The organism is Bradyrhizobium sp. LMG 9283 (assembly GCF_045571415.1).
GTDB lineage: Bacteria > Pseudomonadota > Alphaproteobacteria > Rhizobiales > Xanthobacteraceae > Bradyrhizobium.
Map to the genome: position 1 here is coordinate 1,444,250 of NZ_CP120691.1, position 14,499 is coordinate 1,458,748.

Below are 14,499 nucleotides of genomic sequence, written 5' to 3' on the forward strand. Positions count from 1 at the left end.
AGAACTCCGGCGCCTCGGGATATGTCGGAGAGCAGGACAAGCCGGGCTCGGCCGCAACCATGCCGGGCGACCGCACCAGCAACACCAGTGGTGTTGCCACGTCCCCGAGCGCGCAGAGTTCAGGCGACAGGCATCGCGGGAGCACCGGGCAGCAAGAGCGGTCCGCCCGCCCAAAAGGGAACAGTCGGATCAGCTTCCCAAAATCTTTCCGTCCAGGAGCAGGACCCTTCGAACATCAAGGGCCTGCCGGGCAGCAAGAGTGGTCCGCCCGCGAAGCGATAGGTGATCGCAGCAGAGCCCGGTTCTAAACTAGCTCCTGCGCAGGAGCTTTGCTTCACCTCTCCTGAAGCGAGAGGCCGGGCCCCGCGGCACGCTCAGGCCCTCGCCACCACCGGCGCGAACACCACCTCGATCAGCGTGCCGGAATGGCCCGCGCTCTTGATGTTGAAGCGGGCGCGATTGGCTTCGACCAGAGCTTTCGTCAGCGACAGGCTGAGCGCGGAATTGTCGGCGGCATCGCCGGGCGGCGGGGTGCGGAACGGCTCCATGGCGGCGGCGACCTCGCGCTCGGTGAGGCCGTGGCCGGTGTCGCGGATGCGCAGCGCGATCTCGCCGCGATCGGTCAGCGCGGTGGAGACGATGACCTGGCCGCCGGCGGTCGCAAGGCGGATTGAGTTCGAGATCAGGTTCATGGTGATCTGCCGCATCGCGCGCGCGTCCGCGCTCACCTGCGGCAGCGCATGGCCGAGCGAGGTGCGGATGATGATGCGCTCGCGATTGGCCTGCGGCTGCATCACCGTGACGCAGGCCTCGACGAGGTCGTTGAGGTTGAGGTTGGCGAAATTGAGATCGAGCTTGCCGGTCTCGATCCGCGACAGCTCCAGCAAATCGTCGATGATGGTGATGACGCGCTCGCCGGAAGCACGGATGTCCTTCATGTATTCGCCGTAGCGCTCGTTGCCGAGCGCGCCGAAGCGTTCGGAGATCATCACCTCGGCAAAGCCGATGATGGCGTTGAGCGGCGTGCGGATCTCATGGCTGATCCGCGCCAGCATGTCGGCTTTGGCATTGGCGGCGCCATCGACGAGGCGGCGCGCCTGGGTCAATTCGCTCTCGCCCTTCTTCGCGTGCGAGAGATCGCGGAACACGGCGAAGAAGTTCGGCCCGTCCGGCCGCGTGCGGCCCATGATCATCGCGAGCGGAATGACGCCGCCCCTCTTCTCGCGTCCCAGCACCTCGCGGCCGTGGTCGAGCAGGCTGGAGATGTCCTGGCTCTTCAGGCTGCCGAGATAGTCGGCGACGATCTGCTGGCTCTCGGGCGCGAACAGCGTCAGCAAATTCTGCTCGAGCAGCGCCTCGCCGTCATAGCCGAACAGCGCTTCCGCGCTGCGGTTGCAGGCGTGAATGTTGCCTTCGGCATCGAACATGACGATGCCCTCGGCGGTGGTGTCGAGGATGGCGGCGAGATCTTCCGCGTCGGCATCGCCGGCCGTGGGCTCCACTTCCGGCGCGTAGGTGTCTGCGACAACGGACTCGGCGGCCACGGTCTCTGCGGCAGCGGGCGCCGCGGCGATGGGGGCCGCCTGCGGCAGCGCGCAGATCAGCGCATGCGCGCTCTCGCCGTCCCAGTCGATCGTGTGCAGATGCGCTTCGGTCGTCGCCAGCGGCGCTTCGCCGCTAGCGACCGTCGCACCGATCGTGACAGGCGTGCCGCCTTGCGAGGTGCTGCTGGCCGATGACACGCCCGGCTCGACATAGAGCGCATCCAGCCCGCCCGCATCCTCCAGCGCATTGATGCTGGCATAGCCCATGCGGGCGAGGAAGGCGGGATTGGCGTAGAGCAGGCGGTCGAGCCGGTAGATCAGGATGCCCGTCGGCAACAGGTCGAGCAGCGTGCGGTCGCGCGCGCTGGCGCCGCGCGGTGGCGGTGCGGGATCGGTCAGCCATTCGGCTGCGGCTTGCGGTGCCTCGGGCTCCGGCGGTTCGGCTGAGATCTCCGCCCCCGGCTCGGCCGTATCGGCCGCGATGGTCTCACGCTCGCGTTCGAGCCGCTCGGACAATTGCCGGGCGAGCTCGTTGAACGCGCTGTTCTCGACCGGCGTCAGCATCGGGGAGCGCGTATCGCCGGGCGGGCGGAACGGCACGACATTGGGAGGCGTTTCCACGGGCGTGTCCAGATCGGTTGGGTGTGAAGTCGCGTCGCGTGTGGGCTCTGGCAGTTCAGGCTCGGCTGTTGGCGCGGGCTCGGGTGGCTCGACCGGCGGAGGCGGCGCCGCTGCTTCGGGCTCTGCTTCGGATTTGGGCTCAGGTTCGATGAGGTCAGCGGAGCGGCCCTGCTGCGCCGGCGGTCCGCCGAGCAGCTCGAAGCGCCTGAGCGCCTCGAGCCGGTTGAGAGCGTCGAGATCGCGGCAGACGCCAAATCCCTTGAAGCCGGCAAAGTTGTGCTCGCGATCATTGACCGGCAGGCCCGCAAGCTCGACCGGAATGTGCTCGCCGCCATCGGCCGGCCAGTTCACGGTGATGCCGGCCCAAGTGTCGTGGCTGTCCAGCGCCTGCGCCACCCGCCCGTCCGGATCGAGCGAGAATTCCTCGGCGATCTCGCGCCAGGGGCGGCCGAAGCCGGCGGCCGTGCGCGCGCCCATCAGGCGGATGAATTCGTCGGAGAGAAGCACAAAGCGGCCCTCTGCATCCAACTGCCAGAGGAAGCGCAGCGGATGCTGACGCGGTGCGGGCGGCTCTTGCTGGCCCGAGGCCTCTTGGCCCGACGGCGGCTCGACCATGCCGACAGTGATCTGCGCAGCCTGCGGCGACACAAGGGCCGAGCAGTGGTTTTCAACCGGAGTTTTGGCCGCGGCCTCACTCCTCTGGTCGCGCACCGGTGCCTCCACGGCCGCTTCGCTCATGGCCGGCTCGAGCGCGGGCGTCATCGGCTCGGCTGTTTCGTTTGCGTCGACCGGCCCGGCGAAGGCGTCGAACAATGCGATCCCGGCCTGCGCATCCGACGACGACGGCTCGCCCGTCACCGCCGCCTCCCGCTGCGCGGCTTCAACCGGCGCTTCGGCGATGGCATTCGTCGTGTTCTCCGGCGCGGCCGCTGCGGGCGCCTTGCCGGGCTCGATCAGCGCGACCAGGCCGACATCGGCCCCGGTGCCGACCCGCTGCAGCACCATCTGGCCGATGCCGATCGGCGTCGCGGCGCGGCCGGTTGCCAGCGCATCGCTGCGCGCCCGGTCGAGGCCGGCCTCGAAGAGATCGCGGAAGCCAAGCAGGGAGCGGGCGGCCTCGCTCGCTCCGACGAACAGTCCGTCCGGCGCGAACGCCGCCATCGGCACCTTCGCACCCGCAACCAGGCGATGCAGCCGCTCGACCAGCGGCATCGGGCGCAGCGTTGGGTCCATCGCGGTGACGAGCACGGCATGGCTGCCGTCGGCAAAGTCGAGCCGCGCGCAGGCGCAGGTCATCAGCATGCCGAGCCGGGCGCCGAAGCCGCGCAGCCGCTCCAGCCGCACCGCGCCGTTCGCCGGCAGCTGGCGGGCGAGCCGTGCGACCTGGCGGCGATGGCTGTCCGCGGGGCCGAACACCTTGTCCGCAAGGTCAGCGCTATTTGCCGCGCCGAACAGCTTTGCGCCGACCGGATTGGCCCACAGCACGCGCGCGCCGTCGGTCGACCACAGCCAGGCGGGCAGGGGAGAGCTCGCATGCACGGCCAGCCGCGGATCGCCCACCCCTCGCAACTGGAAATCCGAACGCGTCATCAGGCCGGCTGTCGCTCACGCATGAGGTGTGGCGGCTGCCGGGAATGGCAGCCTTAAGAAAGGGTTAGTATCGCCCGGAAGGCGCGGGCAGGTCCACGGCCGCAAGCCCGGAAGGGTCCCCCAAGCGGCGATAACCTTAATGCGCCCAAACCCGCAAGCCGGCGGCCAGCTTCATCCAAGGGATTCGAAGGGTGGATCATAGGCTCGCGCGGCATCAGCGGAGCCCATCCTCCGCTGGAGGGGTCCGGGACGAGCGTAGCTCGCCCGTGGATCGGTTCGCATGTAGCGAAGCGGCAGGCGAACCGAGGTGGGGTGACAGTCTCTCTCCGAAGGCGCGGCCCGCGTGGACAGATCAGTCCGCCGCGCCTTGCATGGCTGACGCGTTGCGAGCCGACGCTCACCCTCCGGGGAAGGCAAGAAGGCGGCCAAGCAGGCACCGCACCACCCTCAACTCCCGGTTCCCCATCTCCGGAACTTCATCCTCCCCGAGATTAAATTTCGCAACGCATCCCCAGGACGATTGCGATGCACAATGTTGACATGATAGGCAGCCATAGTGCTGGGCGCTGGGCGAGCCATCTCGTTTGTTTCGCGTTTCCAGTCTTACGTTCCCGCTCAATGCTTGGGGTCCACAATCGGGGCCGGCGGGCGCGCCAGAAGGCTCACTCATTTTTCATTAGCGTGAGGGACATCCATGACAGGTGCGACTGATCCGTTTTCTGCCTCGATCATCCCGTTCGAGGTTCCTGAGCAGATGCGTGCGTTCGCCGAGAAGGGCGTGTCGCAGGCCCGCGAGAATTACGCCAAGTTCAAGGACGCCGCCGAGACCCACAACGGCACCGTCGAGGCCGTGTTTACCTGCGCCAGCAAAGGCGCGAGCGAGTACACCGCCAAGCTGGTCGAGTTCATGAAGGCCAACTCCAACGCCCAGCTCGACTTCGCCCAGCAGCTGTTCGGCGCCAAGTCGCCGTCGGAAGCCTTGGAGCTGTGGACCGGCCACGCCCGCAAGCAGCTCGAGACCTTCCAGTCCCAGGCCAAGGAGCTGGTCGAGCTCAGCCAGCGCGTCGCCAATGAGACCGCCGAGCCGATCAAGGCGAGCGCCTCGAAGTTCTACCAGCCCGCCGCCTGAGCGGTGAGGCCGGTTTGAGCTAAGAAACCCGGGCCGAAAGGCCCGGGTTTTTCTTGTGCGCCAGGCATGGCGCGGAGCGCCGTGACTGGCGCGATTTGATTGGAGTGGTGTCCGATCGATGACTTGGAGGTGAGAGTCCTCTACGGACCCTGGTGATGGGAACCGTTAGCCGAACAGCAAGGGCGTCGTCGCGAGGCGGGGTCTGAAGGAAGCTGTAAGCAAAGTGCCGGCCTGACGAACAGGAAGCGCATAGGAGGCGTCCGCATCCGGGCGAGGGAGCAAGAATTCCCGAAGCCCAATATCACCCGGAGGATGCGGCCGTAGATGCGACAGGTACATGGCACGAAGGTCACGCGACTAACCCTGGGAGATCTGTCGTCCTGCCCCCGGCAACGGGTGTGCTACCGGCGCCGCAAGGCGTCGGGATGGGGCGGCAGAAGTCAGCAGAGGCCGTAGTAGCCGGCAGACCAAGCCGGTGAAGGGCCGAACGTCGAGTACCGGAGGAGGCCGGTCTTGGTGGAAGCAGATGCAGACGATGGCGCTGAGATGCGTCATGCCCGCTCCGAGGGCAGCGGCCGGAAGCCGCCAGAGCAGGAGGCGGGTGCATCAAACATCGCGGCAAGATCGCAACCTTCCCCTCCGGAGGTGGAAGTGCGGCTGATAGAGAAGATCGTCAGCCGAGCGAACATGATGGCGGCTTACCATCGGGTGGTGGCGAACAAGGGCGCCGCGGGCATCGATCGGATGACTGTGGAGCAGTTGCAGCCGTATCTGAAGGAGCATTGGCTGCGCATCAAGGAAGAACTGCTGGAAGGCCGCTATCGGCCGCAGCCGGTGCGCGGGGTGGAAATCCCCAAGCCCGGTGGAGGGATGCGCCAATTGGGCATCCCGACGGTGGTGGATCGGTTGATCCAGCAGGCGATGCATCAGGTGCTGATGCCGCTGTTCGATCCAGGCTTCTCCAAGGCTTCGTACGGCTTCCGTCCGGGGCGCAGCGCGCACGATGCGGTGCGTGCCGCGCGAACGCACGTGGCCGAGGGCCGACGCTTCGTCGTCGACCTTGATCTGGAGAAGTTCTTCGACCGGGTGAACCATGATGTGCTGATGGCACGAGTGGCCCGCCGGGTCGCGGACAGGCGGGTGCTGCGGGTGATCCGCCGCTACCTGCAGGCTGGATTGATGACGGGTGGGATCACGACGGCACGGAGCGAAGGCACGCCGCAAGGCGGTCCTCTGTCACCGCTGCTGTCGAACATCCTGCTCGATGACCTGGACAAGGAGCTCGAGCGACGAGGCCACGCCTTCTGCCGTTACGCCGAAGACTGCAACATCTATGTGCGGACGCGGCGGGCCGGCGAGCGGGTGATGGCGTCGATCACGCGCTTCCTGACCGAGCAGCTGCGGCTCAAGGTCAACGCAGCAAAGAGTGCTGTTGACCATCCCTGGGCGCGTACCTTCCTCGGTTACACCATGACCGCTCACAAGCAACCGCGCCTGCGGGTCGCGGCCAAGAGTGTGCAGCGGTTGCGGAGCAAGCTGAGGACGACGTTGCGCCAAGGGCGCGGACGAACCCTGGCATCGACTGTCAGAGCCCTAACCCCCATCCTGCGCGGCTGGCTGCAATACTTCCGGCTGGCGGAGGCCAAAGGGGTGTTCGAGGAGCTCGACGGCTGGATGCGGCGCAAATTGCGCTGCGTCCTCTGGCGCCAGTGGAAGCGACCGCGGACACGCCGCAAGCGCTTGATGCAACGCGGGCTCGATCCGGAGCGGGCATGGCGGTCGGCCTCCAACGGCCGAGGCCCCTGGTGGAACGCCGGGGCCAGCCACATGAACGATGCCTATCGCGCCGCCTTCTTCACGCAACTCGGCTTGCCGTCTCTCATCGAACTGCACCGCCATCTCAATCGTGCTTGACGAACCGCCGTATACGGAACCGTACGTACGGTGGTGTGGGAGGGGGAAGCCGCGAGGCTTCCTCCTACCCGATCACCTCTCCCGGAGGGAGAGGTCGGATCGCATCGCAGATGCGATCCGGGTGAGGGGATCAGGTCTCACTCCTGGACGCGGCCCCTCACCCGGATCGCTAAGGCGCGCAATTGCGCGCCAAAGCGATCCGACCTCTCCCCACCGGGGAAAGGTGAACAACGCCCAGCCGATCGACCTCATTTCTCGCGCTGGAGAGGGCCAAATATCGGGTTTTGCGGCCTTGCCAAAAACGCCCGTTGCACCTAGTTTCCGCCCCGTCCAGCCCCCTCGGCATCGGCCCTTATCTAAGGGCGTCCCAAGGCGCGGCTCGCAAGGATGCAGTTGTAGCTCAGTTGGTTAGAGCGCCTGTCTGTGGAACAGGAGGTCGGTGGTTCGAGCCCACCCAACTGTACCAGCGGCACCCGATCAGCTTGCAGCCTCTTGAACAGATTCGAGTTCAAGCAGCTCTGTTGCAGCGAAGCTACTTTGATCAGAGATTGAACGTGCAATGTGCTTCAACCGGCTTCTCCGGTTGCGGACGGATGCTCTATTCTCTTCCGATTGGGCTGACGCTCGTCGGTCGCGTCGGGGTGGGACTGGAGACTCTGGGAATGCGAGATAGGGCGCTTTATCCGACGCGGCAAAAAGAAAACCTTCTGCGCGGCCTTATGGATGATTTGCATGAAGCGAAAGACCAAAAAGGACTGACGTACTACGCCGCGTTCCGCGAAGTGGCTCTGTCATGGCTTGGGTACTCGGAAGACCAAGCTCCAATTATTATCGACGGGGCCAATGACCGAGGCTTCGATGCTTATGCGCACGCGCGGCACCAAGGTGAGCCGATGACCGCGCAAGCCCTCTTGGGCTCGCGAGGACCGTGTCGGCTGACGTGGGAGGAGCGGACGCAATCCGGGCAGTCGCGCAGGTCGCGTTTGGACTTTTAGTTGACTTCCACGACCGGGATCACACGCCGTTCCGAAGGGAGTGGACATTGGTCGATCAGTGGCACTATCGTGTGGAGGGGGGCCGGCCCATGAAACTCGGATGTCTAGTTCTTTCATTCTTTCTGCTTGTCTGGTCGTCTTTCGCCAAAGCTATGCGCCCTGCAGCCGATACACCCCGCACGGGACCAGATGCTTTTGTAACCATGGAATAGTGAGGGGCCACGCTGTGCCGGGCTGGATACCAGCCGGTGGTGACTACAAACGCAAATGGGTCAGGCCAGGATTTCACATGACAAACCTCAAAGGCATGCATTCCAGCGGCAGCATGTGTTTTCGTGACTAACCCCTGAAGAAAGCGAATAGCCAAGCGCGGCATGAAGCGCTGTCCGAAGGCGAACCGTTGATGGTCGAGGACACTGATGAAGCCCCGCGGCTGGCGCGGGTCGACCGTCTCGCGGCAAACGTGTTCGGCGATGCTGCAAAGGCGCGTCGCTGGCTGGGCAAGCCCAAGAAGGTCCTAGGTGGTGAAACGCCGTTGGCTTACCTCGCAACTGAGCAGGGCGCGTGTGGTCGAGGAAATGTTGCTCTGGATCAATCACGGCATTCTCGCGTGAGGATCTGGACTTCTTTAGCGCACGCCTCGTCCTTCGAGACGACCGCTTTCAGCGGTCTCCTCAGGATGAGGCTAAGCTGCATTGGCGCTGTCGAAACTGCTGCCACGCACTCCGCCCTCATCCTGAGGAGCCCGCCTGAAGCGGGCGTCTCGAAGGATGCGCAGGGGACGGGAGCTCAATGAGAGCCTACGATCCCAGCCCGATGATCCGGCGCGCCATCCGCACATTCGCATAATCGATCATCTTGCCATCCAGCGTCACCGCCCCCTGTCCCTGCGCTTCGGCCGTCTCCATCGCCTCGACCACCCGCCGCGCCTGGGCCAGTTCCTCCTCCGACGGCGTGAACGCGCGCAGCGTCACCTCGATCTGGTCGGGATGGATGACCTGCTTGCCGTCAAAGCCCATCGCGGCGGCCTTTTGCGCGCTGGCCTCAGTCAGCCTCTCATCCCGGAACGCGCCGCAGGGGCCGTCGATCGCGCGCAGGCCGAAGGCGCGTGCGGCCACCAAGAGGCGCATCATGGGATAGGCGAACAGATCGAGCGGCGCGGAGGGGTAGCCGCTTTGCGCCGAGCCGACATGGCGGTAGCCATCCGGTGAAATCCCGATGTCGGAGGTGCGGGCGCCGAGCGAGGCGGCGAGATCTCCGACGCCGAGATGCAGCGCGGCCACGCTGTCATGCGCGGCGGCGAGCGTCTCGACATTGACGAGGCCGAGCGCGGTCTCGATCAGCAGTTCGAGCGCGATCGGCGAAGCGCGATCCGGCGCGGCCGTCCGAAGCTGATCGGCGATGGCCGCGATGTCGCTGGCACGCTCTGCCTTCGGCACGATCAGCGCGTCCAGCCTCGGCAGGGCCGCCAGCGCGCGGATCTCCTCTCCGATGAATGGGCTGTCGACGGCGTTGATCCTGACCGCGACATGCTTGTTGCCCCAGTCGAGCGAGGAGAGCGAGCGGATGGCTTCTTCCAGCGCAACTCCCTTCTCGGATGGCGGTACCGCGTCCTCGAGATCCATGAACACCGCGTCCGCCGTGGAGGCAGCGGCCTTGGCGACGAGACGGGCGCGATGCGCGGGGACGGCCAGGTACGCCCGCGTTGGTCGCAGCGAGACCATCGTCACGTTTCCCTTGCGAGACCGAGCTCGCTGAGGATGGTTTCGTTGTGCTCGCCGACATCAGGCACCGGGTCCATCCGCGGCGTTACGCCGGGAATGGTGAGCGCCGGCAGGAAGCTCATCACCGGCCCGCATGGTGATCCCACCGTCTGCACCCGCGAGCGCGCGCGCAGCTGCTCATGCTGCAGGAAAGCCTCGACCGAGTTCAGATGCGCATTGGCGATCGAAGCTTTATCCAGCAGCCGCAGCACCTCCTCGCTGGTCATGGATGCAAAGCGTTGCTCGATATGCGCCTGCAGATCGTCGCGGTTCTGCATGCGCAGCGGATTGGTGCGGAAGCGCGGATGGTCGGCGAAGCCGGCATCGCCGAGCACGATGCGGCACAGCGACCGCCACTCCCGGTCGTTCTGGATGCCGAAGAAGATGGTGCTGCCGTCGCCGACGCGGAACGGGCCGTAAGGCGCGATCGTCGCATGCCTGGCGCCGGTGCGCGGCAGCGGCCGGCCGGTACTCATCGTGTAGAAGGCGGGATAGCTCATCCAGTCCGTGATGGAATCGAACAGCGAGGCCTGGAAGGCCGTGCCCTTGCCGGTCCGCTCGCGGGCGTACAGCGCCATCAGCACGCCATTGAGGATGTACATGCCGGTGGCGATATCGACCACCGACAGCCCGACCTTGGCCGGCTCCGCCTCGGTGCCGTTGACGGCGAGCACGCCGGCCTCGCACTGGACCAGGAGATCATAGGCCTTCTTGTTGCTGTAGGGGCCGCCAGTGCCATAGCCCGACACATCGCAGGCGATGAGGCGCGGATGCTTGCGCAGCAGCGAAGCGGCATCGAGGCCCAGCCGCTCCGCAGCACCAGGCGCGAGATTTTGGATGAACACGTCCGCCCGCGGCAGCAGGGCATCGAGCACCTTGCGGCCTTCGGGGCTCTTGATGTCGATGGCGAGACTTTCCTTGGAGCGGTTGGTCCAGACAAACTGGCTCGACATGCCGTTCATCACGTGATCGTAGTCCCGGCAGAAATCGCCGCCGCCCGGCCGCTCGATCTTGATGACCCGCGCGCCCCAATCCGCCAGGTGCCGGCTGGCCAGCGGCGCCGCGATCGCCTGCTCCAGCGAGACCACCGTCACGCCCGACAGCGGCAGCTCCGCCTCATTCCCCGCCATGTGACCGCCTCCACTCCCGCCAACAGCGCAGGAGACAAGCCGACCACCCACGCGCATTCTTTTGATGCTGCCATCATGCCCCTGTTTTGCCCGACAAGTCAAATCTAACTTCGTGAAATCCTAAGGAATGAAATGGGTAAGGGTTACCGTGACTTGGCTACTGTGCATGGGGTTGTTTTCGCAGTTTAAGAGGTTTGTCGCTGCCGCAGGCAATGGTGCGCTCCCTCTCCCGCTTGCGGGGGAGAGCTGGGGAGGGGGTGTCGCCAATCGAGGCCCCGACGCGGAGAGAGCCCTCACCCCGCGCCTTCAGCGCGACCTCTCCCGCAAGCGGGAGAGGTTGAGCGTGCCTCGAGCGCCGCCGGATCACCTAGCTCACCACCCTGTTGCCGAGACCGCACACGTCGCGGCTTTCGCACCTCCCTCGGTTGCCAACGAACCGCCGTTCACCCACTATTCCCTCTGACTCGACATGTGGGGGAAATCGATGCCGGCATTTCGCTTGAAGAAGTCATTGGCCGTCGCAAGCCTCTCGCTCGTCCTGGCCGTCCTGGCGCTGCCGCGCTCAGGTTTCGCCTACACCCAGGAGGAGCAGCAGGCCTGCACGCCGGATGCAATGCGGCTGTGCGGCGAGTTCGTTCCAAACGTCGATGCCATCACAGCCTGCATGATCAAGAAGAAGGCGCAGCTCTCGCCGCAATGCCGGGTGTTCTTCCGCCCCGGCCCCGAGCCGGGCGAGTTGCGCGCCGGCAAGCCGACCCACATCGCGCCGAAGACCGCGAAGAAGACCAAACCGGCCTCGAAGAAGAAGAAATCCAGCGAAGGCTGAGTCCTGGAGCGAAGCGCGTTCCTGTTTTGAAACCCGGTAAGGCCGGCAGCATCAGTCTCGCGATAGCCACTGGACTCGTTTTGTTCGCGCAATGCCGCACAGGCCTGCAGCCGTTTCGGGCGCCCGCGACGGAAAAGAGTCGCCAATAGGTTTGCGCGGCTAGGTTGCGTCGATCCGCCTGTTGCTCAAAAAACGCACGATTGCCCGCGCGCGAAGCGTTTTCTTGCAGTTCGTGTGTGACGTCACAGTCAGCAGTGTGACTCAAAAGCCAACACGCCTTGTTATTTCGTGGCCCCAACGCAACCTTTGATAAATTTTTCTTTCCCGAATCACCGCGCTGATTCATTTTCGCGGCCTGGGGTCAATCTGGAGGCCGAAGGTATGAACGTTATTGTTTTTGCATCGCGTAAAGGCGGCTCGGGCAAGAGTACCCTGGCTGCACATCTCGCCGCGCAGATCAAGGCGAGCAAGCAGGTCATGCTGGTGGACGCAGATCCGCAAGGCTCGCTCACGCTGTGGCACAAGCTGCGTGGCACCAACGAGCCGCCGATCAAGGCTGCCGTGAACTCCGTCAGCGGCATCGTCTCCGCTGCCAAGCGCGACGGTTATGAATGGGTGTTGATCGACACGCCGCCGAACCTGTCGGCCGTCGTCGACGACGCGATCCGCAATGCCACGATGGTGATCATTCCGGCGCGTCCCGGCGTGTTCGACGTCAACGCGGTGCAGGAAACCATCCAGATGTGCCGCGCCGCGCGCAAGCCCTATGCAGTCGTGCTCAACGGTGCGCCGGCGCGCCGCGATGAGGCCGAAAGCCCGATCGTCACCATCGCCCGCGAAGCGCTGGCAAAATTCCGCGCGCCGGTCTGGGGCGGCCAGATCACCAACCGTTCGGACCTGCTGATGGCGCTGAGCCACGGCGAAGGCGCGCGCGAGTATCAGGCCGAGAGCCGCGCGGCTCAGGAAATCGCAAGGCTGTGGGCGGCGATCGAGCGTTCGGTCAAGGCTATTCGCGGCACGGCGTCGGCGTCCGGCGCAATGCACAAGCAGGCCGCTTAATTTTCATAATTCATTTCCTGGGTACGAAAAACGCGCGGACGAGCCGCGCGTTTTGCGTTTCTGCCTTCACTCCGGAATGAGTTGAGAAGGTTACGCCACCAACAGCATGTAGAACACGATGACCGGCGACAAGGTGAGGATCACCGACCAGATGCCGGTCGCCCAGAGAATGTCCTCGGTGGTAAAGCCCTGCTGTCCAGCGTCGCGATGCGACGCCGGTTCATTATGACTATTCACAAACGCCTCCGCGATTTCTTCGCTTATGGCGTCGACGCTAGCCGGGATGTTTTAAGATCCGGGTCGCTGCTACCTGCGAATTTGAACGTAGCCGTGACCTACGGATTAACCATCCCGCGCTCGCTCGCGTCAGCCGACCAGCCAGACGCGAAACAGCAGCACCGGCATCAGGCCGAGCATCACCGCCCAGAACCCGAACGACGACACCACCAGAATGCCCTGCAAGAGATCGGCCGGTGCGAATTGCCGCGTGGCCGTCGGCCGGATGCGATGCCCCATGGTCATTCCCCCTCTGTCGAAGGTCCTTTGCGGAAACGATAGGCCCGATTGCGTAAACGAGCCGTGGACGCGCCATGCGGCGGCTGCGAAGGGGCGTGGTTAACCACGGTGCGCTCTTTACCCTCCCCTGGAGGGGGAGGGTCGCTCCGCATGAAGCGAAGCGGAATGTGGAGCGGGGTGGGGTGATCTCTCCACGCGGGCACTGTTCGTTGCGGGGACACCGTCACCCCACCCCGCTCGCGCTTTCGCGCGATCGACCCTCCCCCTCCAGGGGAGGGTGAGAGAAGCGCTACGCCGCGACTTTCATCCGTCGCTCGATCTCGCGATCGATCGCCGCCGCGAGCTCGCTGCTCACCTCCACCATCGGCAGGCGCACTTCGGGGCTGTCGATCAGGCCGCTGCGCCACAGCCAGTACTTCGCCGGCGCGGGGCTCGGCTCGGTGAACAAGAGCCGCGTCAGCCCGGCGACCTCCTGCCAGCGCGCCTGCGCCGCATCGTGGTTGCCGCGCTTCAACTCGGCATACACAGCTGCAAAGGTTGCGGTCTCGACATGGGCCGACAGCAGAATGCCGCCGTCGGCGCCGTCACTGAGCGCCTCGAAATAGTTGGCGTCCTCGCCGGTGAGCACGCGAAAGTCCTTCGGCCGGTCGCGCAGCAGCGCGATCGACTGCTCGCGGCTGGCGCCGCAATCCTTCAGGCCGACGATGTTCTTGTGCTCGGCAAGCCGCAGCATGGTCTGGTTGGTGATGCTGACTGCGCAGCGATAGGGGATGTTGTAGAGCGCGATCGGCCAGGCAGCGTGGTCGGCGAGCGCCTCGAAATGCGCCAAGAGGCCACGCTGCGACGGCCGCACGTAATAGGGGCTGGCGATCAGGTAACCGTCGATCGACCAGTCCGCGGTCGCGTCGAGGCGTTCCTGCAGGCGCGAGGTGTCCGCGCCCGAGAGGCCGAGGCAGACCGGCAGGTTGCGGCCGCCGGCCGCCATCTCCTCGCGCACCACGGCGACGAGACGTTCGAGCTCGGCCTCGCGCAGCGTCATGCCTTCCCCGGAGGTCGCCCCCAGGATGAAGCCGTCGACGGCCTGCGCGCTGTAGTGCCGCGTCAGCCGCCGCAGCGACCTCTCGTCCAGTGCGCCGCCCTGAAACGGCGTCACCAGCGGCAGCCACAGCCCGTGCAAGTGATCTCGTAGTCCGGTCATGTTCCATCTCCTTCTCGGGAAAAAGCCTGAGACGGAGGCACATGAAAAAACCCCGTCCAGGCGGCGGGGTTTTCGGGATCTGTTCGCGATGACGAAGTCAGCTAGTGCGCGCAAAAATCCGAGGCCCCGGGATGCGGGCCTTTTTTCGAGACGACTGCGCACGACTTCGTGATCATTTGCAAATGATGCGGGGTATGCCTGGAACTGTCAATAC

The 14,499-nt window shown here is 65.2% G+C and carries 11 protein-coding genes and 1 tRNA gene; 6 read left to right on the forward strand and 6 right to left on the reverse strand.

The window, feature by feature from the left end:
- Positions 1–374: 374 nt before the first annotated feature.
- The gene (locus tag P6U29_RS06840) at positions 375–3,755 is read right to left on the reverse strand and encodes a PAS domain S-box protein (RefSeq protein WP_407116898.1); all 3,381 of its coding nucleotides are present in this window, start codon (positions 3,753–3,755) and stop codon (positions 375–377) included.
- A 694-nt stretch (positions 3,756–4,449) separates the two neighbouring features.
- Here P6U29_RS06840 and P6U29_RS06845 point away from each other — a divergent pair.
- The 4 genes from P6U29_RS06845 (at position 4,450) to P6U29_RS06860 (ending at position 8,589) form a co-directional block, all read left to right on the forward strand.
- Complete coding sequence (locus P6U29_RS06845) at positions 4,450–4,884, forward strand: phasin (RefSeq protein ID WP_407116899.1); 435 nt, start codon at positions 4,450–4,452, stop codon at positions 4,882–4,884.
- Positions 4,885–5,400: 516 nt separating this feature from the next.
- Entirely contained in the window at positions 5,401–6,798 is a 1,398-nt protein-coding gene (gene ltrA / locus P6U29_RS06850; RefSeq protein WP_407119258.1) for a group II intron reverse transcriptase/maturase, read from the forward strand.
- 389 nt (positions 6,799–7,187) lie between these two features.
- Positions 7,188–7,264, forward strand: a tRNA-His gene (locus P6U29_RS06855).
- 932 nt (positions 7,265–8,196) lie between these two features.
- Complete coding sequence (locus tag P6U29_RS06860) at positions 8,197–8,589, forward strand: antitoxin Xre/MbcA/ParS toxin-binding domain-containing protein (protein ID WP_407116900.1); 393 nt, start codon at positions 8,197–8,199, stop codon at positions 8,587–8,589.
- A gap of 4 nt (positions 8,590–8,593) precedes the next feature.
- On the opposite strand, the gene P6U29_RS06865 is transcribed toward P6U29_RS06860, so the two are convergent.
- Positions 8,594–9,517 (reverse strand): HpcH/HpaI aldolase/citrate lyase family protein, encoded by a 924-nt coding sequence (locus P6U29_RS06865; protein WP_407116901.1) that lies wholly within the window; start codon positions 9,515–9,517, stop codon positions 8,594–8,596.
- A gap of 2 nt (positions 9,518–9,519) precedes the next feature.
- Complete coding sequence (locus P6U29_RS06870; RefSeq protein ID WP_407116902.1) at positions 9,520–10,686, reverse strand: CaiB/BaiF CoA transferase family protein; 1,167 nt, start codon at positions 10,684–10,686, stop codon at positions 9,520–9,522.
- A gap of 484 nt (positions 10,687–11,170) precedes the next feature.
- Between P6U29_RS06870 and P6U29_RS06875 the strand changes: the two genes are divergently transcribed.
- Together P6U29_RS06875 and P6U29_RS06880 are read left to right on the forward strand one after the other, a co-directional pair.
- Positions 11,171–11,512: a hypothetical protein gene (locus P6U29_RS06875; RefSeq protein WP_407116903.1), complete on the forward strand. Its 342-nt coding sequence runs from the start codon at positions 11,171–11,173 to the stop codon at positions 11,510–11,512.
- 381 nt (positions 11,513–11,893) lie between these two features.
- Positions 11,894–12,571, forward strand: coding sequence for a ParA family protein (locus P6U29_RS06880; RefSeq protein ID WP_027575286.1), 678 nt, complete (start codon positions 11,894–11,896; stop codon positions 12,569–12,571).
- A gap of 90 nt (positions 12,572–12,661) precedes the next feature.
- Here the strand turns inward: P6U29_RS06880 and P6U29_RS06885 are convergent, their stop codons facing one another.
- The 3 genes from P6U29_RS06885 to P6U29_RS06895 form a co-directional block, all read right to left on the reverse strand.
- Positions 12,662–12,808 (reverse strand): hypothetical protein, encoded by a 147-nt coding sequence (locus P6U29_RS06885; protein WP_407116904.1) that lies wholly within the window; start codon positions 12,806–12,808, stop codon positions 12,662–12,664.
- A 129-nt stretch (positions 12,809–12,937) separates the two neighbouring features.
- A complete protein-coding gene (locus P6U29_RS06890; RefSeq protein WP_407116905.1) occupies positions 12,938–13,087 on the reverse strand; it encodes a hypothetical protein in 150 nt (49 codons plus the stop codon).
- Between the two features lie 289 nt (positions 13,088–13,376).
- Complete coding sequence (locus P6U29_RS06895) at positions 13,377–14,285, reverse strand: 4-hydroxy-tetrahydrodipicolinate synthase family protein (protein WP_407116906.1); 909 nt, start codon at positions 14,283–14,285, stop codon at positions 13,377–13,379.
- Between the last annotated feature and the right edge of the window lie 214 nt (positions 14,286–14,499).